Here is a 23639-nt window from a genome sequence, read left to right on the forward strand (position 1 = left end):
GGTGGCCTTTCTTCGGGAACGTCTACGTACTGGCACTACCCAGGTGGGCGGGGGTTGCGCAGGTGCCGCCCACCCGGGGGCGCGGTGGGCCCCCTCTCCGCCGTTCCTCTCGTCCCGCTTCCGACGTTCGAGAGGCTCCCCTCGGCAGGAGAGGGGGCCTGGGCGGCGCGCACGGGCACGACCGAAGTGCCTACCGGGAGGGTGGCGCGCCGCCGGTCTGGGACGACCGGCAGGGGCGGGCAGGGCCGCGGGCCCGCTGCCGGTCGGGTTGCTGCCTCCTGGCGGCGCGGGCACGACCGGACAGGTACACGCCGCCAGGAGGAGTCGGGGGGACGGACCGGGTCAGACCGTCCGGCCGGAGAGCCGCTCGACGCCGCGCAGCAGGGCGGAGTGGTCGAGCGAGCCGTCGCCGTTGGCGCGGGCGGAGGCGACCAGCTGGGCCACCACCGCACCGACCGGCAGGGCGGCGCCGACGGCGCGGGCGGCGTCGGTGACGATGCCCATGTCCTTGTGGTGCAGGTCGATCCGGAAGCCGGGGGCGAACTCGCGGTTCAGCATGTTCGCCCGCTTGCGGTTGAGCACGGTGGAGCCGGCCAGACCGCCGCCGAGCACCTCCAGCGCCGCCTGCAGGTCGACGCCGGCGTTCTCCAGGAAGACCACGGCCTCGGCGAGGGCCTGGATGTTGACGGCCACGATCAGCTGGTTGGCTGCCTTCACGGTCTGGCCGGCGCCGGCCGGGCCGACGTGGATCACCGTGGTGCCGAGGGCGTCGAGCAGCGGCTTCGCCTCGGCGAAGTCCTCCGCCGCACCGCCCACCATGATCGACAGGACGGCCTCGACCGCGCCCGCCTCGCCGCCGGAGACCGGGGCGTCCAGGGCGCGCACGCCCCGCTCCCTGGCCGCGGCCTCGACCTTGATCGAGGTCTGCGGGGTGATCGAGGACATGTCGATCACCAGGGTGCCCGGCTGCGCGTTCTCCAGCACACCGCCCTCGCCGAGGACGACCTGCTCGACCTGCGGGTCGGCGGGGACCATGGTGATGACGACCTCGGCGTCCTTCACCGCGTCGGCGATGCTGGTGGCGCCGTGGCCGCCTGCGGCGACCAGGGCGTCGATCTGCGGCTGGGTGAGGTTGTAGCCGGTGACGTGGTGGCCGGCCCGGACCAGGTTGGCGGCCATCGGGCTGCCCATGATGCCGAGGCCGATGAAGGCGATCTTGCGGCTCATCGCGTCGTGCTCCTTGCGTTGGGGAGGTGGTGGGAGGGGGCTCAGCCGGCGCGCAGTTCGCGCGGGAGCCAGACGAAGCCGTCGGCGCTGACGCCGGTGGAGGGCTTGTACTCCAGGCCGATCCGGCCCTGGTAGCCGACGGCGGTGAGCCGGGCGAAGAGGTCCTCGAAGTCGAGTCCGCCGGTGCCGGGCTCGTTGCGGGCCGGGACGTCGGCGATCTGCACGTGGCCGATCCGGTCGGCGTACTCCTCGATCACCGCCGCCGGGTCCTCGCCGTTCCTGGCCAGGTGGTAGAGGTCGCAGAGGAACTTGGCGTTGCCGAGGCCGGTGGCCGCGTTGACCTTGTCCACGACCTCGACCGCAGCCTCGGCGCTGAGCAGTGCGTAGTCCGGGGACTCGACCCCGTTGAGGGTCTCGATCAGCAGCACCGCGCCGACGGAGTGCGCGGCCCGGGCGGCGAGCGCGAGGTTCTCCAGTGCCAGGGCGTCCTGCTCGGCCGGGTCGACGCCCGCCACCCGGTTGCCGTAGAGGGCGTTGAGCGCCTTGGTGCCGAGCGAGCCGGCGAGGGCGGTGGCGACCGGGACGTTGGCCCGGAAGCGCTCGCTCTCGGCCGGCACCGAGGCGGTGCCGCGAGCGCCCTTGACCAGGTCGTCGAGGAAGTTGAGGCCGGTGAGCCGCACGCCGGCGTCGGTGAAGGCCTTGCGGAGCGCGTCCAGCTCGGCCTGCGACGGGTCGTGCTCCTCGCCGAAGGGCCACCAGAGCTCGGCGGCGGTGAAGCCGGCGGCGGCTGCGGCGGCGGGGCGCTCCAGCAGCGGGAGCTCGTTGAACAGGATCGACAGGTTGACCGTGTAGCTGTGCGCGGCGGCGGCAGTCACGTGCTCACCTTCCCTCTCTTCCGGTCCCGACTTCCACGATCCGGAAGGGGGATTCTGTCTGATGGAAGCTTCGCCGAGGAGCTTCCGGGCCGTCAAGGCTGCCGCAACAATTTGTTGAAGTGGCCGAACACCGCCGGTCGCACCGCCTCCGGCCTGTCCGATCACCCAGCCGCCCCGCGCACCCGTACGCCCCGGCCGACCCTTGCGCGGGCCGTCTAGAGTGAGCGCGTGCGATTGATGGTGGAGTTCACGACGGAACCGTTCGAGCTGGACAGCTTCCCGGACCACGCCAGGGCCGCCCGGCGGGTCGTGGACGAGGCCGGCCTCGACGTATCGGTCGGGCCCTTCGGCACCAGCGCCGAGGGCGACGCCGAACGGACCCTGGCCGCGGTGACGCGCCTGCTGCGCGAGACCCTGGAGGCCGGGGCCACCCGGATCTCCGTCCAGATCAGCGTGCTCGGCGACGAGCAGTCCCCGGAAGGAGTGGGTACGCCGTGAGCAACGCCCTGGAACACCCGCTCACCGCGGCGATAAAGCCACTGCTGGACGCGGTGGGTGCCACCGCGGTCGAGCCGGCCGAGGCGCGCCCGGACGACGTCGTCCTGGAGTGGGAGGGCCTGGCCGCGGTGGCCGTGCGGCTCCCGCACCTCAGCAGTGCGCTGGACCGGCTGCTCGCGGAGATGGTCCGCCAGTTCGACGGGCGCCCGCTCACCGAGCTCGACCGGGCCGAGAAGCAGCGCGTGGTCGCCCTCCTGGAGGAGCGCGGGGCGTTCACCGTCCGCCACGGGGTGGAGACGGTCGCCTCGGCGCTCGGCGTCAGCCGCTTCACGGTCTACAACTACCTGAACCGCCAGGAAGGCTCCCGGAAGGGCTGAAACCGCCCGCCCCGAGTCTTCCGCGCGGCAGGGCGCCCGGCCCATTGGCGGATCCCACACGAGATCCCCCGGCAACACGGCCCGCCGCGAAACGTAACCACCAACCGTTCAACAAAGTGTTGACGGCCTGCAGTGGTGGATCTAGCTTGTGCGAGTGGCACCACTCTTCAGGAGGTCCACCCGTGACCAACGATTCCACCGCTCCCGCCGCGGACACCGGGGTGCTCGAGACCCTGGCGGCGGCACCCGCCGCCGACCTGCGGGAGACGCTGCTGGAGATCTGCTCCAGCCCCCGCTGGGCCGAGGCGGTCGCGGCCGCCCGGCCGTGGCGGGACCGCGCGGCCCTGCTCGGCGCCAATGCCGACGCGATGGCCGCCCTCGACACCGGGGACCTCGCCGACGCGATGGCCGGCCACGCCCGGATCGGCACGCCGAAGGCCGGCGACGCCACCTCCGAGCGCGAGCAGGCCGGCATCCGGGGAGCCGACGGCGCGCTCCTCGACGACCTGCGCGAGGCCAACGCCGCCTACGAGGCGAAGTTCGGCCACGTGTTCCTGATCTGCGCGACCGGCCGCACGGCCGCGACCATGCTCGCCTCGCTGCGCGAGCGCCACCCCAACGACGCCGCCACCGAGCGCGAGATCGTCCGCGGCGAGCTGCGCAAGATCAACGACATCCGCATCAACCGGCTGCTCGACGGGTCCTAGACTCCGACGGTCAGTCAATTCCTGCCATCAGTAAGGTACTTCCACCCATGACTGGCATCTCCACGCACGTGCTCGACACCAGTCTCGGCCGTCCGGCCGAGGGCGTCCCGGTCGAGCTGGCACTGCACACCGAGGGTGGCTGGAAGGTGCTCGGCACCTCCGCCACGGACTCCGACGGCCGGGTCGCGGACCTGCCGGCCGCGGAGGCGGGCTCGGTCGTCCGGCTGCTCTTCGACACCACCGCGTACTACGCGGCCCGGTCCGAGGCGGCGCCGTTCTTCCCCGAGGTATCGATCGTCTTCACGGTCGCGCCCGCGCAGCACCACTACCACGTGCCGCTGCTGCTCAACCCGTTCGGCTACTCGGTCTACCGCGGAAGCTAGTGGACCGACCTGGAAGCTTAGGAGCCATGCCATGGCCCATGTGCTCGGTCAGAACCAGTACGGCAAGGCGGAGAACCGCATCGTGCGGGTCTACCGCGACTCCACCCGGCACGAGATCAAGGACCTGAACGTCTCGGTCTCCCTGCAGGGCGAGTTCGAGGACGTCCACCTCACCGGCTCCAACGCCAACTGCCTGCCCACCGACACGACGAAGAACACCGTCTACGCCTTCGCCAAGGAGTACGGCATCGAGTCGGCGGAGGCCTTCGGCATCACGCTGGCCCGCCACTTCGTCGAGGACACCGAGCGCGGCGTGGTGCACAGCGCCCGCATCCGCATCGAGGAGTACACCTGGGACCGCATCCGGACCCCGGACAGCTCCGCCCGCTTCATCGGCTCCGAGGAGGTCGGCCACTCCTTCGTCCGCAGCGGCCAGGAGGTGCGCACCTCCGAGATCGTGTTCGACGGCGAGTCCGTCCAGGTGATCTCCGGCCTCAAGGAGCTGGTCGTGATGAACACGACCAACTCCGAGTTCTGGGGCTACATCAAGGACAAGTACACCACCCTCCAGGAGGCCTACGACCGCATCCTGGCCACCCAGGTGACGGCCCGTTGGAAGTACGGCTACACCGGCCGCGACGGCGAGCCCCAGCCGAACTGGAACCGCTCGTACAACCACGTGAAGCGCCACATGCTGGAGGCCTTCGCCGAGACGTACTCCTACTCGCTGCAGCAGACCCTGCACGCGATGGGCACCCGGGTGCTGAACAACCGCGCCGAGGTGGACGAGGTACGCCTGGAGCTCCCCAACAAGCACCACTTCCTCGTCGACCTGGAGCCCTTCGGCCTCAAGAACGAGAACGAGGTGTACTACGCCGCCGACCGGATGTACGGCCTGATCGAGGGCACCGTCCACCGCGAGGGCGTCGTCCCGGTCATACCCGTCGCCTGACCGGCCCGCCCCCGCCCGCACGGGCCGGACGGTGCCGCCGCGGGGCCCCTGTGCTTCCCCGCGGCGGCGCCCGCACCCGTCCGGCCCGGCCCGCTCCGCCCGCCGCCCCGCGGCACACCCCCAGCCCTCGCCCCCTAGGAGTTCACGCCATGGCAGTCCAGCCCCCACCCGCCGACCAGCGCATCGTCATCGAGAACGTCGCCGTCGCGACGGTGGACGCGAACGACACCGAGCACGCCCGCGGCCACGTGGTGATCCTCGGCAACCGCATCGAGTCGGTCGGCGAAGGTCCCGCCCCGCAGTGGCTGGACAACGTGGTGCGCCGGATCAACGGCGAGGGCCACCTGGTCACCCCGGGCCTGGTCAACACCCACCACCACTTCTACCAGTGGATCACCCGCGGCCTCGCCCAGGACGACATCCTCTTCGACTGGCTGGTCGCGCTCTACCCGACCTGGGCCCGGATCGACGAGAAGCTGGTGCACGCCGCCACCCAGGGCTCGGCCGCCGCGCTGCTCAAGTCCGGCTGCACCACCGCCTCCGACCACCACTACGTCTTCCCGCAGGGCGGCGGCGACGTGCTCGGCGCCTCGATCGAGGGCGTGCAGGAGCTCGGCCTGCGCTTCACCGCGCTGCGCGGCTCGATGGACCGCAGCAAGAAGGACGGCGGCCTGCCACCGGACCACGCGGTGGAGCGGACCGAGGACATCCTGATCGCCTCCGAGGCGGCCGTCGACCGGTGGCACGACGCCTCCTTCGGTTCGATGCTGCACGTGGCCCTCGCGCCCTGCTCGCCCTTCTCGGTCTCGACCGAACTCCTCAGGGAGTCCGCCGTGCTGGCCCGCCGCAAGGGCGTCCGGCTGCACACCCACGGCTCGGAGACGGCCGAGGAGGAGCAGTTCTGCAAGGAGCTGTTCGGCATGGGCCCGACCGACTACTTCGAGTCCACCGGCTGGCTCGGCGAGGACGTGTGGATGGCGCACTGCGTCCACATGAACGACTCCGACATCGCCAAGTTCGCCGAGACCGGCACCGGTGTCGCGCACTGCCCGTCCTCCAACGCCCGCCTCGCCGCCGGCATCGCCCGTGTGCCGGACATGCTGAAGGCCGGCGTCCCGGTGGGCCTCGGCGTCGACGGCACCGCCTCCAACGAGTCCGGCGAACTCGGCACCGAGCTGCGCAACGCGCTGCTGATCAACCGCCTGCACGGCCGCCCGGACGCGCTCACCGCACGTCAGGCCCTGCGCCTGGGCACCATGGGCGGCGCCCGGGTGCTCGGCCGGCAGAACGAGATCGGCTCGATCGAGCCCGGCAAGCTCGCCGACCTGGCCCTGTGGAAGGTCGACGGCGTCATGCACTCCTCGATCGCCGACCCGGTGGCCGCGCTCACCATGGGCGCCCTGCCGCCGCTCGCGGTGCTGTTCGTCAACGGCAACGCCGTCGTCGAGAAGGGCGTGCTGACCACGGTCGACGAGGACCGGATCGCACTGGCCTGCGCCCGCGCCGCGAAGGACCTCGCCTCCCGCGCCTGACCCCCTGCACTCCGGGCCGTACCAGGGACGGTACGCCACCCGGACTCCGTGGCCCCCGGCCGGCCCACAGCGGGCCGGTGGCCGTACGGAGCACAGCCCCCGGCCCCACGGCGAGGGTCCGGGGGCTGCGGCGTGCCCGCGCACGACGACGCCGGGAACGGTCGAAGGCCCCGCAGGAACCTCCTGCGGGGCCTTCGGTCGTTCCGGCGGGGCCGCCGGTCAGGCGGTGCGGCCGAGGGTGTCCAGGTAGGCCCGCCAGCCGCCGTGCGCGGTGATCTCCCGGTGCACCCCGCGCTCGAGTTCACCCCGGCGCAGCACCATGGACAGGCACGGCGTGCCGTCCTCCAGGGCGATCACGCCGAGCTCCAACTCCGGCGGCTCGCCGGGCAGCACGGCGTCCCGGAGGTGCTCCAGCGGGAGGTCGTAGAGCTCCCCCTCGATCACCGCGCTGCCGTCCGGGTCGGGCAGCAGGCCGGGGCAGACGTCGCGGACGGAGAAGAAGCGGTGGCCGGGCGCGGTGCGGACCGGCCCGACCAGGTACTCGGCGACCAGCGGGTGGAACGGGCCGCCGGTCATCGCCTGGCCGTTGAAGAAGATGAGCGCCATGGGGGAAGTGCCTCCGAAAACGGGCGTTCCGTACGGCTCCCGCGGCCGGGGCGGCGGGAGCCGTACGGAACGGTGAAATGCGGCGGGCGAGTTCGACGACCTGGCGGGCGCCGGACCGTCCGGTGGGCGGATAGTTTGGGGGTCAGTCGAGCAGGGGCAGCGCGGGCAGGGTGAGGAAGTCGACGAACTCCTCGGCCAGGGCGACCTGTTCGAACAGCCGAGCGGCCTCCGTCCAGCGCCCGTCGGCGTAGGCGGCGTCGCCGAGCCCGGCGCGCAGGTCGGCGAGCTCCTCGGCCACCAGACGGCGGACGAGCTCGGCGGTGGCCTTCTCGCCGGTGTCGGCGAGGACGACGCCGTTGTTGATCCACTGCCAGATCTGCGAGCGGGAGATCTCGGCGGTGGCGGCGTCCTCCATCATGTTGAAGATGCCGACCGCGCCGAGGCCGCGCAGCCAGGCCTCGATGTAGCGGACGCCGACCTGGACGGCGTTGTGCAGGCCCGCGCGGGTGCAGCTGCCGCCGGCGCCCGCGATGTCGAGCAGCTGCTCGGCGGTGACGGGCTCGGGCGAGCCGGGCGAGGACTTCTGGTTCGGGCGGTCGCCGAACACGGCGTCGAAGCTGGCCCGGGCGACCGGGACGAGGTCCGGGTGGGCGACCCAGGAGCCGTCGAAGCCGCCGGCGGCCTCGCGGTCCTTGTCGGCCTTGACCTTCTCCAGGGCGGCCGCGTTGACCTCGGGGTCCTTGCGGGAGGGGATGAACGCGGCCATGCCGCCGATCGCGTGGGCGCCGCGGCGGTGGCAGGTCTGCACCAGCAGGCGGGTGTAGGCGGCCATGAACGGCGAGGCCATGGTGACGGTGTTGCGGTCCGGCAGGATGTAGTGCTCGCCGGCGTCGCGGAAGTTCTTCACGATCGAGAAGAGGTAGTCCCAGCGGCCGGCGTTGAGCCCGGCGGCGTGGTCGCGCAGCTCGAAGAGGATCTCCTCCATCTCGAAGGCCGCGGTGATGGTCTCGATCAGGACGGTGGCGCGGATCGTGCCGTGCGGGATGCCGAGTTCGGCCTGGGCACGGGTGAAGACGTCGTTCCACAGCCGGGCCTCGAGGTGGCTCTCGGTCTTCGGCAGGTAGAAGTAGGGCCCGGAGTTCGGGTCCTCGGCGCCGCGGGCGATCAGGCGGGCCGCGTTGTGGAAGAAGTACAGGCCGAAGTCGAAGAGGCCGCCGGAGACCGGCTCGCCGTCCACCAGCAGGTGGGTCTCGTCGAGGTGCCAGCCGCGCGGGCGGACGACGACGGTGGCGAGTTCGGCGGCGGGCTTCAGGGTGTACGCCTTGCCGGCCGGGGAGGTGAAGTCGATCCGGCCCTCGAAGGCGTCGATCAGGTTGACCTGGCCGGAGACCACGTTCTCCCAGGTGGGCGAGGTGGCGTCCTCGAAGTCGGCCAGCCAGACCTTCGCACCGGAGTTGAGGGCGTTGATCACCATCTTGCGGTCGGTCGGGCCGGTGATCTCGACCCGGCGGTCCAGGAGCGCGCGCGGCGCCTCGGCGACCTGCCAGTCCCCGGCGCGGACGTCGGCCGTCCCGGGCAGGAAGTCGAGGGTGCCGGCCGCGGCGATCTCGGCGCGGCGGGTCTTCCGTCGGGCGAGGAGCTCCTGGCGGCGGCCTTCGAAGGCGCGGTGGAGCCCGACGACGAAGGAGACGGCCTCCGGCGTGAGCACCTCCTCGGCGCGGGCGACGCGCGGACCGGCGACCGTGACGACCGGGGCGGCGGACGACGCGCCGACGGGTCCCTGATCTGCAGCCATGGGCAGGACACTCCTTGGACGGTTGAGCCAGCACTGGGAGTTCCGATGGGAACTCCCGAGATCCGGACCCCCCTGCGGGCGGGTTCCGTTCTGTACAGTGGAGCCTAGTTTCCGCGATACAGAATTTCAACGGTTTGTTGATGTGATCGGCGGGACTCTACTCCTCCCCCGAGAGCGAAGGGAACACCGGTGGCCAGCACCCCCGCCGCAGACCGGACAGGCACCGACCGCACCGGCGGCGTGCAGTCCGTCGAACGCGCCTTCCTCCTGCTGGAGGCACTGGCCGACGCGGGCGGCACGGCCGCGCTCAGCGAGCTGTCCGCCAGCTCCGGCCTGCCGATGCCGACGATCCACCGACTCATCCGTACCCTCGTGCAGCAGGGATATGTCCGGCAGGACACCGCCCGCCGGTACACGCTCGGCCCGCGGCTGATCCGGCTCGGTGAGACGGCCGGCCGGCTGCTGGGCAGTTGGGCCCGCCCCTACCTCGCGGAGCTCATGGAGGCCACCGGGGAGACGGCGAACCTCGCCGTCCTGGAGGGCGGCGAGGTGGTGTACGTGGGCCAGGTGCAGTCCCGGCGCTCGATGCGGATGTTCACCGAGGTCGGCCGCCGGGTGCAGCCGCACTGCACCGGCGTCGGCAAGGCCCTGCTGGCCCAGCTCCCGGAGGAGGAGGCCCGCGCGATCCTCGGCGGCCGGCCGCTGCAGGCGCACACCCCGTACACCCACACCGACCCGGCCGAGCTGCTGCAGCACCTGGCGGCGGCCCGGGAGGCGGGGTACGTGGTCGACGACCAGGAGCAGGAGATCGGCGTCCGCTGCATCGCGGTCGCCGTGCCCGGCGCGCCCGCGCCCACCGCACTCTCGGTGTCCGGCCCGGAGGCCCGGATCAGGGCGCTGGAGGCCCAGGACGGCGAGGCCGCGCTGGTGCCGGTGATGCGGCAGATCGCCGACCGGCTCGGCCGGGTGCTGGCGCCCTGACGGTACGCCAGCACCCGTGGCCGGAGGGGGATTTCACTGCAGACTGAGCTCCCCGTCCTGGGCGATCACCACCTCGTGCACGGTGAGCTCCGGCTCGGTGCCCACCGCCCGGAAGATCCGCGGCGCGGCCGGCCGCTCCGGCGCGTTGCGGACGGCCTCCAGGGCCGCCATGTCCCGCCACAGGCTCTGCACCCGCCAGTGACCGGCAGGTCCGCGGAGCAGTTCGGTGCGGACCAGGCCCTCGGGCAGCGGTCCCGACACCAGTTCGCGGTACAGGGCCACCAACTCGGCCTCGCGCTCCGGCGCGACGACCGCGCCGACCTCGCTCAGAACCTGTTCGGTCATGGCACTCACCTCCGGATCTCCAACGTACGCCGAGAGCGGCCCGTCCGCGCAGCCGCCGAACGGGGGCTCTCGGCCGCACACTTGGCGCGTCCGCACGATTACTCTGTGCGGTCGCGCGAGCCCGGGCGGTCGCCTCAGCGGTAGACCCGGACGTAGTCGGCGGCGGCGGTGATCGGCTCGGCGCCGTCGGGGCCGGGGTGGTACTTCCCGGCGACCACGGAGAGGTTGAGGATCAGGTAGGCCGACCAGCGCTGGCCGACGCCGCGGCCGTCCGACCAGACGCGCTCGCCGTTGACGTACCAGTCGACCGAGTTGGCGCCGTACCGGGTGCCGATGGTCACCCACTTCCCCGGCGCGACGGCGTCCGGGTCGGAGTAGTACTTGGCCCCGCGGCGGACGTGGTTGGTGAGCTCCAGCAGGTGCGGATTGTCCGGGTGGTACTCGAAGCTGTCCACCTCACTGCCGCCGTTGCGCCAGGTCCACAGCGCGGGCCAGGCCCCTGCGCCCTCGGGGAGTTGGACCTTCGTCTCGACGTAGTCGCCGGCGCGCACCCGGAAGCCCTCGTCGGAGCCCTCGGTGGTGAGCAGGCCCGTCGTCCAGGCCTGCCGGCCGCTCTCCAGCCGCTGGTCGGAGGGGGTGGCGGTGAAGCGGGCGACCCCGCCGGCGGTCTCGACCGCGCCCGGGTCCAGCAGGTCGAGCTTGTTGTCGTCCGGGTTGTGGTCGCCGTAGCGGTACGCGCTGCTGCGGTCGCCGATCCACTTCGAGCCCCAGGCTATCGAGCCGTCGAACTCCTCGGACCAGACCAACGAGCCGCCGGGCACCGGGATGCCGGGGTCCTCCGGGGTGGGCGTGGGGCCGGGCGGCGTCGGGCCGGTGGAGGACGGCGCGACGGTCAGGGACTGCGGGGCGAGGTCGTGCCAGGCGTTGGCGAAGTCCTGCCAGTAGCCGAAGGCGGTGTACGAGCCGGCCGGCAGGGTGCGGGCCCCGGTGGTGACGGTGACGCCGCCCGGGCAGATCCGGACGTTGGTCGCCGCACCGGGGAAGTCCAGGTTGCGACCGGCCTCGTCACGCACGGCGACGCCGACCGTCCTCGCGGTGATGCAGACCAGGGAGTGCACGGTGAGCCGCGCGCTGGCGGCGGTGCCCTCGGTCATCTCGGTGGGGGCGAGCCTGTCCTGGGTGACGAGCCGGACGGCCTCGGCGCGGCCGGCGAGCGGCAGCGCGAGCAGCATCGCCGCGGCCGCCGCCGCACCGAGGCGCGCAGGTCTGATGGCAAAACGCATGATGGTGTCCTCGAAGGCGCCGACGGGCGGGCCGAGTTCGGCTTTCGGGCAGGGCCGGACAGCCGCGTGGCACGGCAGGACCCCGGGTCGACGCACATTCGATGCAGGGCGCGTCGACACGCCGATTCGGTTTCCCCGTTCCCGTCCGTATTTCTGGGTCGAAGTACTCGCGGCAGGCCGGACGGGAATCGGCGTACCGGCCGCGAGGTCCGCAAGGGGCGGAACATCGCGAGAAGAGTAAGCACACGGTTCGGAGACGGACAACTGCTGATTGGTCACCATCTGTCGATGCGTGAAGGATTGCAGAAGACTTCACGGCGGCCGCCGACTCGCATGTGAATGAGGCGAGTTGAAGGATTTTGACGGCCATTCGGGTGCAATCCCCGACCATCCGGAATCGCCCCGGTCCGACACGCTCCGTGACCGATAGGTCCAGACCACGGAGCCGGTTGCGACACGCCGAACACCCCGGTCCGGCCGTCCGCGACCGAGTGTGCGTCAAGTATTGCTCCACCGAGGCGATTTGATCGGTCACGGCAGATCCCGCGGCGGACCGGACAATGACGAAGGCCGACGCTCGCGACGGAGATTCGACCACGGATCATCAGCCGGAGCGTCCAACTCGTCGATCCGGCACGGAGATCGACCCCGTTGCCGACAGCCCGGAAGGGCCGCGGCCGCAGGGGGAGGGATCGCCGGTCGTGTGCTCCCATCGGTGGAGCCGTCGGCGTGTCCGGGCGGGCCCGGGGCGTGTCCTCGATCGCAGTCCGCCGGACATGGTGGGGAACGCCGACGGCGTCCGCTAGGTTGAACGGGTGCGGCCGCCGGGGCCGCAGCCACCCGCCGAGATTCCGAGGAAACGCCCGAGATGACCGCGCCTCTGCCGGGTTTCGCCGGCCACACCTATCTGTTCCAGGTCGACAACGGCGCGGCCTTCCGCAACTCGTACTCCGCCGACGGCAAGCGGCTGCGCTGGGAGGGCCTGGGCGAGTCTGCCGGGCAGTTCGAGGACGTGTCGCTGCACGTGGCCCGGGTCGGCGAGCAGCTCTGGTTCGTGAGCTGGACGGAGCAGAGCGGCATCACCGTCAGCCACGTGATGGACCTCGCCGCGCTCACCGTCCGGGTCTTCTGGACGTACGAGGGCGAGGGCGGCCGGGTCGGCGAGCTGCACACCGGCACGCTGGAGCAGCTCAGCTGAGCGCCGCGGGCCGGCGCTGCGCCGCCGGCCCCGTCCGGGCGGGGCCGGGGCCGGTCAGGCCCCGGCGGTCAGGTGCTGGGAGAGCCACTCGAGCGAGGGCGGCAGCAGCTGCGACCAGGTGCGGAAGTTGTGGCCGCCCTGCGGGACCCAGGCCGTGTTGGCGGTCATCGGCGCCTTCACCGCCTTCTGGAACGCCTCGGTGCTCGGCTTGTAGCTGCCGTCGCCGGCCTGCGGCCCGGCCAGCAGCACCGAGATCTTGGGCTGCGGCAGGTTGTTGAGCCTCCACATCAGGTCGGCCTCGTCGCGCCGCCCCTGGCTGCCCTTGAAGAGGTCGCCGGTGGTCGCGTCCTCGGCGGCCTTGTAGTAGCCCGACAGGGCAACCGCGGTGGGGAAGACCTCCGGGTGCCGCATGGCCATTTTCAGAGCGCAGTACCCGCCGGTGGAGTTGCCGACCACGCCCCAGGCCGCCGGGGCACTGGCCACCCGGAAGCTCTCGGCGATCACCCGGGGGACGTCCTTGGTGAAGTACGTCTCGGACTGCGCGCCGCCGGGGATGTCCTCGCACTCGGTGTCGGCGGGCATCGCCGGCGAGGGCCGCATCAGCACCAGCACGGTCGGCTGCATCTTGCCGCTCCGCATCAACTGGAGGGCGGCCGACGGGTAGTTCAGCCGGGTGATGAGGTTCTTGGCGTCGCCGGGGAAGCCGGTCATCACCACGGCCGCCGGAAAGCGCTTGTGGGCCTCGGCCGACTGGAAGTACTGCGGTGGCAGGTAGACGTAGGCGTCGGTGCTCAGCCCGGAGTGCGAGCCGGTGATCCGCACGGACTGGATCTCGCCGCTCTGCTCGGGGCCGCCGCTGCCGCCCTCCACCGGCTCCTTGCCGAGCAGCTGTGCCTTGACCACCGGCGCCGCCGAGGCCGGCCGGCCCTCGACCGAGGCCTGGACGCTGACCGGGCCGGTGTCGCCGGTGCCGAGCAGGTCGTCCCAGCTGCTGTAGAAGGCGAAGTAGTTGTTGGCGGCCAGGCCGATCGCGCAGAGCACCGCGAACTGGGTGGTCAGCAGGGCGGCGATCCGGCCGAGCACCGCCTGCCAGGAGGTGCGGGCGAGCCGGGGCCACCACAGCACCGTCGCCGCCAGCAGCAGGACCGCGAGGACGATCGCGATCACCAGGACCGTACTGCTGGTCAGACCCATGCTTCCGCCACTCCCCGAGATTCCCGCGTGCGCCACGGCTCGGCCGCCCCGCGTCCGCGGGTGGGCCCCAGGTGAACGCACGCCGAACGGGGTGCTTCCGGTTCCACCGGGGATCGACCGGTTCCGGCGGGCCGTCCCGGGCCCGCTGCCGCCGACCGACAAGTATGCACGTCCCGGCGGCCCCTCCGGTCCACCGGGAGGGCCGGGCGGCGGTGGCCGGGGCCTGCGGGTGACGCAGCTCACCCGCTCGGGGCGTGCGCGGGCGCGGTGCTGACGGGTGGGCGGCTGCGTCCGGCGGTCCGTCAGCGCAGCGGCACGACCGCGACCGGGCAGTAGGCGTGGTGCAGCACCGCGTGCACGGCCGTGCCGAGGCGCAGCCCGAAGTGCGCGGCGGGCTGCCGGCGCGAGACCACGAGCACGGCGGCCTGCCGGGACGCCTCGACCAGGGTGCCGGCGGTGGCGCCGCCGACCTGGCGGGCCTCGAAGGCGACGTCCGGGAAGTCCTCGCGGACGGGGTCGCAGACGCGGTGCAGCAGCTGCTGGTGCAGCCGGGCCTCCTCCCCCAGCTCGTCGACCATGGGCGCCATGTGGCCGACGTCGGCGACCACCGGGGACCAGGTGTGCAGGGCGCGGACCGGCAGCCCGGTGAGTTCGCCGGTGCGCAGCGCGAACCGCAGGGTGGCGGCGTCCCGCTCGTCACGGACGGCGACCAGCACGTGGTTGCCGACGTACTCGGTGCCGCGGACGACGACGACCGGGCACGCGGAGTGGGCGGCGACCCGCAGGCTCACCGAGCCGAGCAGCAGGGAGGCGAATCCGCCGTGTCCGCGGGTGCCGACCACAGCGAGCTCGGCGTGCTCGGCGGCGGTGAGCACGGCCTCCGCGGCGTCCCGGGGGACGACGTCGCCGGTCAGGCGCAGCGCGGGGTGCGAGGCCCGGACCTTGCCGAGCGACTCCTCCAGGACGGTCTCGGCGTCGTGCAGGATGAGGTCGGTGACCGCCGGGCCGGTGCGCGGCGAGAGCGTCACCGTGCCGGTGTTGACCGCGTGCACCAGGTGGAGGGGGCAGTCGCGGCGGGCGGCCTCGCGGGCGGCCCAGTCGGCGGCGGCCGCGGCGTGCGCCGAGCCGTCGACGCCGACGACCACGCCTGCGGGGGATCTGCTGTTCATGGTCGGCTCCCGGGGTGGCGCCGACGCCCCGGACGGCCCGCGCGGGGCGGGTCCCCGGGACGGTCGGCCCTGTGGTTCCAGGATGCTCCTCCGCCGGGGCGGCGGCACGGCCCGCTACCAGGCGAAGGCCGCCGCCGGGTTCTCGGTGAGCACGAGGGCGGCCAGCTCGGGGCCGAGCCGGGGGCGCAGCCGGTGCAGCAGGTAGGGCATGCCGGGGTTGCCGCGGGCGGCGGCGGTGGTGGTGTCGCCGCCGAGCAGCAGCCGGTGGGCGTGGCCGGCGTCGGCGAGGGCGTGCAGGCAGTCCAGCAGGCGGTGGTCGGTGGCGTGGTTGGCGCGGGAGGGGCCGTCGAAGGCGAGGTAGGCGCCGGAGGCGGCGAGTTCGCGGTGCAGGCCGAGGTCGGGGAAGCGGTTGAGGTGGCCGAGGAGAACCCGGTGCGGCGGGACGCCGAGCCGGTCGCAGAGCAGTTCCAGGACGTCCTGGGCGCCGGTGCCGAGTTCGTGGTGGACGGCGATCGGGGCGCCGGTGGCGTGGTGGGCCTCGGCGGCGGCGGTCATCGTCCACCGGGCGTGGGCGTCGAGGCCGTGGTAGCCGCCGGCGACCTTGATCAGTCCGGCCCGGTCGCGGAGTTCGGCGGTGAACAGGGCGGCCGGGTCGAGCCGGCGCAGCGCGTCGGGGTCGTCGTAGTGGGCGGCCCGGTGCAGGCCGGTGGCGGCGACCAGGTGCAGGCCGGTGGCCTCGGAGAGGTCGACCAGGTCGTCGATGCGGCGGCCGAGCCCGTACGGCGTCCACTGGACGACGGCGCCGCCGCCGAGGGCGGCGAAGGCACGCAGTTCGTCCTCGGCGGCGGCCGGGTCGTCGAGTTCCTGCCCGGGCAGCAGGGCGCTGCGCAGGAAGAGGTGGTCGTGGCTGTTGGTGGTGCCGAGCCGTTCGGGCTGGACGGGGCCGAGCACGGTGTGCACGGCCGGGGAGCGGTCCGCGGTCATCTCTCAGTCCTTGCCCAGCAGGTGGAGTTCGGGTCGCGACAGGTGCAGCACACGGTAGGCGGTGCAGTGCCCCTCCGCGGGGTTTCCGGGCGGGGTGTCGGCCCAGAGGGCGAAGTGGACGAGTTCCCAGCGGGCCGGGTCGAGGGCGACGGCGGCGGTGTGCAGACCGGGGGCGTCGCCGAGCGCGGCGAGGACCCGGGCGGTCTCCTCGCCGGGGTCGGTGCCGGGCGGCAGTGCCCGGGTGGTGCGGGTGGCGGTGGCGGGCGGGGTGTCGGCGGCGGGACCGGTGTGGAGTCCGGCGCCGATCCAGTGCCGGACCTCGGGGCGGCCGAAGTCGGCGCTGAGGCCGCGGAAGCCGGGACCGGTGAGGAAGTCGGCCATGCCGGCGGCGGTGCGCCACAGGTAGAAGGGCGCGTAGGCGTTGACCGGGGAGCCGAGGGTGCCGATCTCGCGGACCAGGTAGGCCTTGAGGCCGAGGCCCGGGAAGGCGTCCGTCAGCTGCCCGCGGGTGGCGACCCGGTGGTGGACGATGCCCATGTCGTAGTCGGCGGGCAGGGTGATCTCGTACTGCATGGCCTGCACGGGTGCTCTCCCTCGGTGCGGTGCGTGCGGTGCGGCATGTGCGGTTGGGCGCGGGTGCCGGGCGGTGCGGGTGCTAGGCGGCGCGCAGCAGTGCGAGTGCGCCGCGGACGGCCCGGTGGAAGGCCTCGGGGTCGCCGGCGGCGCGGGCGAGGACGTAGCCGCCCTGGACGACGGCGACGATCGCGGCGGCGGTGTCGGCCGGGTCGGCGCCGGGGGCGAGTTCGCCGGCGGCGACGCCCTCGGCGACCACCTCGGCGATCCGGCCGGTCAGCCAGGCGAAGGTCTCCTCGACGGGGGCGTGCAGCCGCAGGTCGGCGACGACCTCCGGGTCCTGTGCCATCCGGCCGATCGGGCAGCCGCGCAGGACCTCGCGTTCGCGCAGCAGGTAGCCGGCGATCCGCTCGTACGCGGTGCCGGGGGCGGCGAGACGCTCCTCGGCGAGGGCCCGCAGCTCCTCGGCGCTGCGGGCGAGGGCGGCCGCGGCGAGGTCGGGCTTGCCCGCGAAGTGGTGGTACATGCTGCCCTGGCCCGCGCCGGCGTGCTGCTGGATGGCGCGGGGGCTGGTGCCGACGTAGCCCCGCTCCCGGAGGAGCTCCCGGGTGCTCTCGATCAGGCGGTCCTGGGTGCTCATGAGGAGACTGTACATACCAGTAGGTACAGACTCAAGCGACGAGCCCGGACGCGACCGGGCGCCGCTCCTCCCCACGTGGGAGCGGCGCCCGGTCGCAAGGCGTCCCCGGTCAGGCGGGGACGCGCTCCGGCTCGGCGGCGGCGGTGCCGGCCGCAGCGGCCACCGGCGCGGGCCAGCGGCGGGCGAGCGGGGCGGGCAGCCACCAGTTGAGCCGGCCGAGCAGGGTCATCGTCGCCGGGACGAGCACCAGCCGGACGACCGTGGCGTCGATGAGCACCGCGACGGCCATGCCGACGCCCATCATCTTCACGGTGATGTCCGGGTCGATCGCGAAGCCGGTGAAGACGGCGACCATGATCGCGGCCGCGCTGCTGATGACCCGCCCGGTCGCGGACAGGCCCCGGACCACCGAGCCCTTGGCGTCGCCGGTGGCGAGCCAGTCCTCCCGGACGCGGTCCAGCAGGAAGACCTCGTAGTCCATGGAGAGGCCGAACAGCACGGTGAACATCAGGATCGGCACCCAGCTGGAGACGGGCACCTCGTGCGGCAGGCCGAGCGCCCGGGCACCGGTGTCGGACTGGAAGACCGCCGTCATCACGCCGTAGGCGGCGGCCACCGAGAGCAGGTTCATCGCCGCGGCCTTGACCGCGATGACCGGCGCCCGGAACAGCACGGTGAGCAGGATCAGCGAGAGCGCGACCACCACCGGCACCACCACCCACAGCCGGTCGGAGAGCCGGTCGGAGATGTCGGAGAAGGCGGCGACCGTACCGGTCACCTCCGCGCCCTCGGGCAGCACGTCGGTGCGCAGCGACTTCAGCAGGTCGGCGGTGCGCTCGTCCTGCGGGCCGGTGGCGGGGGTGACGGTGACGACGGCGGCGTCCTGCGCCCGGTTGACCAGCGGCGGCCGCACGGCGGCGACGCCCGGTCGGCCCTTCAGGTCGGCCAGCAGCGCCGGCAGCTTCTGCTGCGGCACCTTCTTCAGGTCGACGGCGACGATCAGCGGCCCGTTGGCGCCGGGCCCGAACGCGTCGGCGGTGAGGTCGTACGCCTTGCGCGTGGTGCTGGACGACGCCTGGCTGCCGGCGTCCTGCGGCCAGGTGCGCATGTGCAGCATCGGGGCGGCCAGGGCGAGCAGCACCACCAGCGAGCCGAGCGCCGCGGCGACCGGCCGGCGGCCGATCAGCCGCGCCCAGCGCTCGGTGCGGGTGGGGCCGGCCTGGGTGCGGCGCTGCGGTTCGCGGCGCTCGGCCCTGCGCAGCAGCCGGTCCCCGGCGAGCGAGCAGAGCGCCGGCACGAGGGTCAGGGCGGCCAGCATCACGGCGCCGACCACGGCGAAGGTGGCGTAGCCGAACGAGGAGTAGGTGGGCAGGCCGGCCAGCTTCAGGCCGAACAGCGCGACCAGCACGGTCGATCCGGCCACCACCACGGACGCTCCGGCGGTGGCCGCCGCCTCGGCGGCGGCCTGCTGCTTCGTCAGGCCCTTGCGCAGGCCCTCGACGTGGCGGCTGACCAGCAGCAGGGCGTAGTCGATGCCGACGCCGAGGCCGACCATCGAGGCCACCGTCGGCGCGGTCGGGCTGATGTCGGTGACCGCGGAGAGCAGCGTGGTGAGCCCGGTGCCGAGGCCGAGGCCGGCCAGGGCGACGACCAGCGGCAGGCCGGCCGAGACCACCGTACCGAGCGCGATCACCAGGATCACCAGGGCGGCGCCCATGCCGATCATCTCGGCGGCGCCGTTCGGCGCGGTGAAGTTCTCCGGCAGCTGTCCGCCGAACTCGACCTGCAGCCCGGACCGCTCGGTGGGCTCCGCGGCCCCGCGCAGCGCGTCCAGGCCGGCCGGGCCCTTGAAGTCGGTGACCGGGACGGAGTAGTCGACGGTGATCAGGGCGGTGTCGCCGCGGGCGGACAGCACCGGCTGCGCCACCGAGGACACCTTGGGCAGCGCGGCGAGGCTGTCGCGCAGCGCCGCCAGCCGGTCGGCGGGCACCGGCCCGCCCCGGCGGTCGTGGACGACGACCCGGGCGTTCGCCCCGGACATCTCCGGGAAGCGCTCCTTCAGCAGGTCGGCGCCGGCGGTGGAGCGGGTGCCGGGGACGCGGTAGTCGTCGTGCGGGGTGCCGCCGAAGGCGGCGGCCAGGCCGAGGGCGAGGCCCAGCAGCAGCACCCATCCGAGGACGGTGCGCCAGGGCCGGGCGGCGGATGCGCCGCCGAGGCGGCCGAGCAGGGTAGACATCGTCGGGGCCTTTCGGCAGTCCGGTGGTCGATACCCGTTCAGCCTGCGGGGTGCCGCTTGGAGCCCACTTGGTGCCGGGCGACGGCCTCCTCGTCGGGGACGGCCGGCAGGCCGTGCAGCGCGGCCAGCGCCTCCGCCTCCCAGCGCGGGGACTCCCAGCGGCGGGCCACCTCCGCGGCCTGCGCGAAGTACCCGGCGGCCTCCTCGGTGCGGCCGAGCATCCGGGCCAGCTCGCCGAGCGACTGCGCGACCGGCCGCAGCGCGACGGAGGTCGACGCCGCGCCCGCCACCAGGCCGCGCAGCGGCCGCAGTTCGGCGATCAGCTCGGCGGCCTCGGCCCGCTCGTCCAGGGCGACCACCGCGGCGGCGCGCAGCGCGAGGAAGAACGAGCGGTAGTAGTCGGGCTGGACGGACAGCCGCACGGCTCGGGCGGCCCGGGCCTCCTCGGTGCGGCCGAGCGCGGCGAGGGCGAGCGCCTCCACGTCGGCGACCAGGCCTCCGTACAGCGCGGAGACGGCGCGCAGCCGGGGCAGTTCGCTGCCGATCCGGCCCTCCCGGACGGCGATGGTGAGGTCGGCGAGCGCCCCGAAGCCCTCGGCGTGCACCGAGGCCCGGGCGGTCAGCCCGGCGACGGCCCGCCGGTACAGCCCGGCGGCCTCCGCGGTCCGCCCGGCGGCGAGTTCGAGCATGCCGCGGTGGCAGAGGCCGACGTCGACCAGTTCGAGCAGCCCGTACCGTTCGGCGATCGCCGCGGCGGCCGCGATGTGGCGGCGCAGCGCGGGCAGGTCGCCGGCGACCGCGGCGGCCGTGGCGTACAGCTGCTCGGCCTGCCAGCGGTAGGCCGGCAGGTCGTGCCGGCGGGCCAGCGCGGCGAGCTCGTCGGCGATCTCGGCCCGCTGGGGGGCGCCGAGTTCGAAGTCGCAGATCCGGGCGGACGCGGCCAGGGCGAGCGCCAGCAGCCGGGGGTCGCCCTCGGCCCGGGCGATGGCGAGCGCCTCGTCGGCGGCGGCGGTGCCGATCGGCTCGCCCGCGCAGTTGCACTCGTGGGTGAGGGCGTCCAGCAGCCGGCAGCGGGTCGCGGGCGGCAGGTCGGTGCGGCGCAGCAGCCGCTGCAGGGTCTCCACGGCCCGCTCGTCGTAGCTGCCGTAGGGGTGGGCGACCCAGGGGGTGGGTTCGGTCCAGGCCGTCCAGGCCTCGATCTCCAGGTCCTCCCGGCCGGTCTCCTCGGCGAGGGCGACGGCCCGGCTGCGGGTGGCGGAGGCCGCGGCGATCGCCCCGGCCCGGACCTGGGCCCGCAGCAGCGCGCCGAGCAGGGCGATCCGGCGGGCCGGCCGGTCGTCGCCGTCCTCCGGCACCCGGTCGAGGTTGTCGAGCGCCTGCTGCAGCAGGTCGGCGCAGGTCTGGTGGGCGTAGCGGCGTTCGGCGGCCTCGGCGGCGCGCACACAGGCGTCGACGGCGCGCTGCGCGGTGGCGGAGGAGGCCGCGGCCGTCCAGTGGTGGGCCAGCGCGGCGAGCCGGTCCGGCCGCAGCGCGCACAGCGCCTCGGCGAAGCGGCCGTGCAGCCGGGCCCGGCGCAGCCCGCTGAGGTCGCCGTACAGGGTGTCGCGGACCAGCGCGTGCGCGAACCTGACGGCCCCGGGCCGGGGTTCGGTGAGCAGCCCGCCCGCGACGGCCGCCTCCAGCGCGTCCAGCAGGCCCTCCTCCTCGGCCCCGGAGGCGTGCACCAGCAGCTCGACCTCGGTCTCCCGGCCGGCGACCGAGGCCAGCCGCAGCGCCTCGACGGTGGCCGGCGGCAGCCGGTCGAACCGCCGTCGCAGCACGTCCCGGACGCCCTGCGGCACCTCCTGGACGGCCACCAGCGCGCCCTCCCCGGCCAGCAGGTGGGCGCTCTCCACCAGGTAGAACGGGTTGCCGCCGGTGCGTTCGGCGAGTGCGCGGACGGTGTCCGCGTCGACGGGGGTGTCGCAGACCGCGCCGATCAGGGTGCCTGCCTCGGCCTCGTCCAGCCCGCCGAGCGCGATCCGGTACGGCGAGCAGCGGGCGAAGGTGCCGAGCAGATCGGTGAGCCGGCCCTCGCCGGGGCGGTGCGCGCACACCAGCAGCAGCCGTTCGGGCCCCTGCGCGGCGGCCAGTTCGGCGGCCAGCGCACGGGTCTCCTGGTCCGCGGCGTGCAGGTCGTCGAGGATCACCGCGACGGGTGCCTGCTCGGTCGCGGCCTCCAGCCAGCGGACGACCGCCCGGTGCAGCCGGAAGCGGCCGGTCAGGGCGTCCCGCCGGCGGGTGGGGTCGTCCTCGCCGAGCAGCGGGGCGAGTTCCGCCGCGGTGGCCGGGCCCGGCGGGTGCTGCCGGGCCAGCTCGCGCAGCGCCTCCGTCCACGCCCAGGCGGGCGGGGCGCCCTCGGTCTCCGGACACCGCCCGGTGGCCACCAGCCAGCCGCTGCGCCGCAGTTCACCGCTCAGCCGGGCGAGCAGGGTGGACTTGCCGGCCCCGGCCTCGCCGGACACCAGCACCACCGACCGGCCGCCGGGGGCGGTCGCGGCCGTCGCCGCCTCACGCAGCGTGCGCTGCTCGGCCTCCCGGCCGACGAACGGCGGCTCGGGCGGGCCGCCGCCGCAGCCCTGCCCGGCGGTGCACCCCGGACCGGACGGACGGGCCGGCGGCAGGTCGGCGGCCGGGATCGGCACGGCGAGCAGGTCGGTGCGCTGCCGGAGGATCGCCGACTCCAGCTCGGCCAGCGCAGGCCCCGGGTCCAGGCCGAGTTCAGCGGTGAGCACGGTACGGGCGCGGCGCAGCGCCTCCAGCGCCTCGGCCTGCCGGCCGGCCCCCCACAGCGCCCGGGCCAGCAGCCGCCAGCCCTCCTCGCGCAGCGGGTGCTCCTCGGTCAGCGCCAGTGCGGCGGCCACCACCTCACCGGCCCGGCCCTCGTCCAGGGCCGCCACCACGGCGGACTCCCGTGCGGCCAGGCGCAGTTCGTCGAGGCGGGTGATCTCGGCCGCCGCCCAGGGCTCGTCGGCGAACTCGGCGAAGGCGGTACCGCGCCAGAGCGCCAGCGCCTCGTCGATCAGGCGGGAGGCGGGACGCCCGGACGCCTGCTCCGCGGCCTGCCCGGCGAACGGGCGGAGGTCGCGGGCGTGCCGCAGGCGCTGCTCGAAGTCCCAGGCGTCGACGCCGGACGCGGGCAGGGCGAGGGCGTAGCCGGGGGCGCGGCTGACCAGCAGCCGGGCGGGTTCGCGGGGTCCGCGCTCGGGTTCGAGCAGGCGCCGGAGATTGGAGACGTAGGCCTGCAGGGAAGCTGCGGCCTTGGCCGGAGGGCGGCCCTGCCACAGGTCGTCGATCAGCCGGTCCACCGGGACGACGGCACCGCGGGCCACCAGCAGCCGGGCGAGCACACCTCGCTGCCGCGGGCCGCCGAGGCCGACCGCCGCCCCCGCCACCTGCGCCGTCAAGGTACCCAGCACCGATATCCGCACCATCGTGCAGCGAGCCTATGCGATGGCTCCAAGTGGACTCCAAGGGCATCCCTCAGGGGCGCGTGGGGTGCTGCCCCGGAGGGAAGGCGTCAGCTGCGGAGCAGGACCGCGGAGAGGGGGACGAAGCCGCCCCCGGTGCCTTCGGTGTCGCCGCCGGCGGTGCGGCGGAGCATGGCGAGGGCGATGCGTTCGCCCTGGGCCTTGGCGCGGTCGGCGGTGGGGCCGGCGTGGAGGCCGTCGACGGAGGCCTGCCAGAGCTGGACCCAGCGGCCGAAGTGGGCCGCCGTGAGCGGGCGCTGCCGGTGCAGTCCCAGGTGCGGGGCGAAGGCGTTGCGCCGGTACTCGCCGCTCCGCAGCAGGGCGCTCGCCCAGAAGTCGGTGATGTGCGGGAGGTGGGTCTCCAGGTCGAGCCGGGCGACCTCGGTGAAGTGCGGGCCGATCAGCGGGTCGGCGAAGGCCGCGGTGTAGAAGCGCCGCAGCAGCGGTTCCAGGTCGGCGCGGTCGGTGATGTCGGGGCGCGGCACCGGCGGGCTCCTCTCCGTGCGGCCCGGCGGCCCGTCCGGCCGCCGCGGCCAGGCTACGCCCGGGGTGTCCGGTTCCGGCAGGGTCGTTGG

Annotated in this window: 22 protein-coding genes; 8 read left to right on the forward strand and 14 right to left on the reverse strand. The window is 74.1% G+C overall.

Annotated elements, in window-relative coordinates:
* Positions 1–342: 342 nt before the first annotated feature.
* Both IE98_RS0106255 and IE98_RS0106260 read right to left on the reverse strand, forming a co-directional pair.
* Entirely contained in the window at positions 343–1227 is an 885-nt protein-coding gene (locus tag IE98_RS0106255) for a 2-hydroxy-3-oxopropionate reductase (RefSeq protein ID WP_030265458.1), read from the reverse strand.
* 41 nt (positions 1228–1268) lie between these two features.
* Positions 1269–2102 (reverse strand): TIM barrel protein, encoded by an 834-nt coding sequence (locus IE98_RS0106260; protein WP_030265460.1) that lies wholly within the window; start codon positions 2100–2102, stop codon positions 1269–1271.
* Between the two features lie 228 nt (positions 2103–2330).
* Here IE98_RS0106260 and IE98_RS0106265 point away from each other — a divergent pair, with 228 nt between their 5' ends.
* From IE98_RS0106265 to IE98_RS0106290, 6 genes are all read left to right on the forward strand, one after another.
* The gene (locus IE98_RS0106265) at positions 2331–2600 is read left to right on the forward strand and encodes a thiamine-binding protein (RefSeq protein ID WP_199922872.1); all 270 of its coding nucleotides are present in this window, start codon (positions 2331–2333) and stop codon (positions 2598–2600) included.
* Positions 2597–2977, forward strand: coding sequence for a helix-turn-helix domain-containing protein (locus tag IE98_RS0106270; RefSeq protein ID WP_030265471.1), 381 nt, complete (start codon positions 2597–2599; stop codon positions 2975–2977). Before IE98_RS0106265 ends, IE98_RS0106270 begins: the two co-directional genes overlap by 4 nt.
* A gap of 182 nt (positions 2978–3159) precedes the next feature.
* Positions 3160–3684 (forward strand): 2-oxo-4-hydroxy-4-carboxy-5-ureidoimidazoline decarboxylase, encoded by a 525-nt coding sequence (gene uraD / locus IE98_RS0106275; protein ID WP_234443425.1) that lies wholly within the window; start codon positions 3160–3162, stop codon positions 3682–3684.
* Positions 3685–3731: 47 nt separating this feature from the next.
* On the forward strand, positions 3732–4067 hold the full coding sequence (gene uraH, locus IE98_RS0106280) for a hydroxyisourate hydrolase (RefSeq protein WP_030265477.1): 336 nt from the start codon (positions 3732–3734) through the stop codon (positions 4065–4067).
* 31 nt (positions 4068–4098) lie between these two features.
* Positions 4099–5019, forward strand: coding sequence for a factor-independent urate hydroxylase (gene pucL, locus IE98_RS0106285; protein WP_030265482.1), 921 nt, complete (start codon positions 4099–4101; stop codon positions 5017–5019).
* 149 nt (positions 5020–5168) lie between these two features.
* Positions 5169–6551 carry an 8-oxoguanine deaminase gene (locus tag IE98_RS0106290; protein ID WP_030265485.1) on the forward strand — a complete coding sequence of 461 codons (1383 nt, stop codon included), beginning with the start codon at positions 5169–5171 and terminating at the stop codon, positions 6549–6551.
* A gap of 219 nt (positions 6552–6770) precedes the next feature.
* Here the strand turns inward: IE98_RS0106290 and IE98_RS0106295 are convergent, their stop codons facing one another.
* Together IE98_RS0106295 and aceB are read right to left on the reverse strand one after the other, a co-directional pair.
* Complete coding sequence (locus IE98_RS0106295; protein ID WP_030265488.1) at positions 6771–7157, reverse strand: gamma-glutamylcyclotransferase; 387 nt, start codon at positions 7155–7157, stop codon at positions 6771–6773.
* A gap of 142 nt (positions 7158–7299) precedes the next feature.
* Positions 7300–8952: a malate synthase A gene (gene aceB, locus IE98_RS0106300; RefSeq protein ID WP_030265491.1), complete on the reverse strand. Its 1653-nt coding sequence runs from the start codon at positions 8950–8952 to the stop codon at positions 7300–7302.
* Between the two features lie 189 nt (positions 8953–9141).
* Between aceB and IE98_RS0106305 the strand changes: the two genes are divergently transcribed.
* Positions 9142–9933 (forward strand): IclR family transcriptional regulator, encoded by a 792-nt coding sequence (locus IE98_RS0106305; protein WP_030265494.1) that lies wholly within the window; start codon positions 9142–9144, stop codon positions 9931–9933.
* Between the two features lie 33 nt (positions 9934–9966).
* Here IE98_RS0106305 and IE98_RS0106310 read toward each other — a convergent pair whose 3' ends face one another.
* Together IE98_RS0106310 and IE98_RS52210 are read right to left on the reverse strand one after the other, a co-directional pair.
* Entirely contained in the window at positions 9967–10278 is a 312-nt protein-coding gene (locus IE98_RS0106310) for an antibiotic biosynthesis monooxygenase (RefSeq protein ID WP_030265498.1), read from the reverse strand.
* A gap of 134 nt (positions 10279–10412) precedes the next feature.
* Positions 10413–11561 (reverse strand): hypothetical protein, encoded by a 1149-nt coding sequence (locus tag IE98_RS52210; RefSeq protein WP_324605747.1) that lies wholly within the window; start codon positions 11559–11561, stop codon positions 10413–10415.
* A gap of 868 nt (positions 11562–12429) precedes the next feature.
* Here IE98_RS52210 and IE98_RS0106320 point away from each other — a divergent pair.
* Positions 12430–12759: a MoaF-related domain-containing protein gene (locus IE98_RS0106320; protein WP_030265504.1), complete on the forward strand. Its 330-nt coding sequence runs from the start codon at positions 12430–12432 to the stop codon at positions 12757–12759.
* Between the two features lie 54 nt (positions 12760–12813).
* On the opposite strand, the gene IE98_RS0106325 is transcribed toward IE98_RS0106320, so the two are convergent.
* The 8 genes from IE98_RS0106325 to IE98_RS0106360 all read right to left on the reverse strand — a co-directional run bounded on the left by IE98_RS0106325 (position 12814) and on the right by IE98_RS0106360 (position 23549).
* Positions 12814–13953, reverse strand: a complete 1140-nt coding sequence (locus IE98_RS0106325) for an alpha/beta hydrolase (RefSeq protein ID WP_030265506.1) — start codon at positions 13951–13953, stop codon at positions 12814–12816.
* Between the two features lie 302 nt (positions 13954–14255).
* Positions 14256–15122: a universal stress protein gene (locus tag IE98_RS0106330; RefSeq protein ID WP_030265511.1), complete on the reverse strand. Its 867-nt coding sequence runs from the start codon at positions 15120–15122 to the stop codon at positions 14256–14258.
* Between the two features lie 114 nt (positions 15123–15236).
* Positions 15237–16106: a phosphotriesterase family protein gene (locus IE98_RS0106335; RefSeq protein ID WP_030265514.1), complete on the reverse strand. Its 870-nt coding sequence runs from the start codon at positions 16104–16106 to the stop codon at positions 15237–15239.
* Positions 16107–16109: 3 nt separating this feature from the next.
* The gene (locus tag IE98_RS0106340) at positions 16110–16688 is read right to left on the reverse strand and encodes a DUF4865 family protein (RefSeq protein WP_030265517.1); all 579 of its coding nucleotides are present in this window, start codon (positions 16686–16688) and stop codon (positions 16110–16112) included.
* A gap of 73 nt (positions 16689–16761) precedes the next feature.
* On the reverse strand, positions 16762–17334 hold the full coding sequence (locus tag IE98_RS0106345; RefSeq protein WP_030265520.1) for a TetR/AcrR family transcriptional regulator: 573 nt from the start codon (positions 17332–17334) through the stop codon (positions 16762–16764).
* Positions 17335–17428: 94 nt separating this feature from the next.
* A complete protein-coding gene (locus IE98_RS0106350; protein WP_052390190.1) occupies positions 17429–19555 on the reverse strand; it encodes an MMPL family transporter in 2127 nt (708 codons plus the stop codon).
* Positions 19556–19593: 38 nt separating this feature from the next.
* A complete protein-coding gene (locus tag IE98_RS0106355; protein ID WP_078660803.1) occupies positions 19594–23013 on the reverse strand; it encodes an AfsR/SARP family transcriptional regulator in 3420 nt (1139 codons plus the stop codon).
* 101 nt (positions 23014–23114) lie between these two features.
* Positions 23115–23549, reverse strand: a complete 435-nt coding sequence (locus tag IE98_RS0106360; RefSeq protein ID WP_030265527.1) for a group III truncated hemoglobin — start codon at positions 23547–23549, stop codon at positions 23115–23117.
* Between the last annotated feature and the right edge of the window lie 90 nt (positions 23550–23639).

Origin of the sequence: Streptomyces sp. NRRL B-24484 (genome assembly GCF_000717715.1) — a bacterium.
Lineage (GTDB): Bacteria > Actinomycetota > Actinomycetes > Streptomycetales > Streptomycetaceae > Kitasatospora.

What these genes read in the sequence shown, in the direction of transcription:
- IE98_RS0106255 (WP_030265458.1), bottom strand. Translation starts at nt 1,227, where the DNA reads ATGAGCCGCAAGATCGCCTTCATCGGCCTCGGCATCATGGGCAGCCCG.
- uraH (WP_030265477.1), top strand. Translation starts at nt 3,732, where the DNA reads ATGACTGGCATCTCCACGCACGTGCTCGACACCAGTCTCGGCCGTCCG.
- pucL (WP_030265482.1), top strand. Translation starts at nt 4,099, where the DNA reads ATGGCCCATGTGCTCGGTCAGAACCAGTACGGCAAGGCGGAGAACCGC.
- IE98_RS0106290 (WP_030265485.1), top strand. Translation starts at nt 5,169, where the DNA reads ATGGCAGTCCAGCCCCCACCCGCCGACCAGCGCATCGTCATCGAGAAC.
- IE98_RS0106295 (WP_030265488.1), bottom strand. Translation starts at nt 7,157, where the DNA reads ATGGCGCTCATCTTCTTCAACGGCCAGGCGATGACCGGCGGCCCGTTC.
- aceB (WP_030265491.1), bottom strand. Translation starts at nt 8,952, where the DNA reads ATGGCTGCAGATCAGGGACCCGTCGGCGCGTCGTCCGCCGCCCCGGTC.
- IE98_RS0106310 (WP_030265498.1), bottom strand. Translation starts at nt 10,278, where the DNA reads ATGACCGAACAGGTTCTGAGCGAGGTCGGCGCGGTCGTCGCGCCGGAG.
- IE98_RS52210 (WP_324605747.1), bottom strand. Translation starts at nt 11,561, where the DNA reads ATGCGTTTTGCCATCAGACCTGCGCGCCTCGGTGCGGCGGCGGCCGCG.
- IE98_RS0106320 (WP_030265504.1), top strand. Translation starts at nt 12,430, where the DNA reads ATGACCGCGCCTCTGCCGGGTTTCGCCGGCCACACCTATCTGTTCCAG.
- IE98_RS0106325 (WP_030265506.1), bottom strand. Translation starts at nt 13,953, where the DNA reads ATGGGTCTGACCAGCAGTACGGTCCTGGTGATCGCGATCGTCCTCGCG.
- IE98_RS0106330 (WP_030265511.1), bottom strand. Translation starts at nt 15,122, where the DNA reads ATGAACAGCAGATCCCCCGCAGGCGTGGTCGTCGGCGTCGACGGCTCG.
- IE98_RS0106335 (WP_030265514.1), bottom strand. Translation starts at nt 16,106, where the DNA reads ATGACCGCGGACCGCTCCCCGGCCGTGCACACCGTGCTCGGCCCCGTC.
- IE98_RS0106345 (WP_030265520.1), bottom strand. Translation starts at nt 17,334, where the DNA reads ATGTACAGTCTCCTCATGAGCACCCAGGACCGCCTGATCGAGAGCACC.
- IE98_RS0106350 (WP_052390190.1), bottom strand. Translation starts at nt 19,555, where the DNA reads ATGTCTACCCTGCTCGGCCGCCTCGGCGGCGCATCCGCCGCCCGGCCC.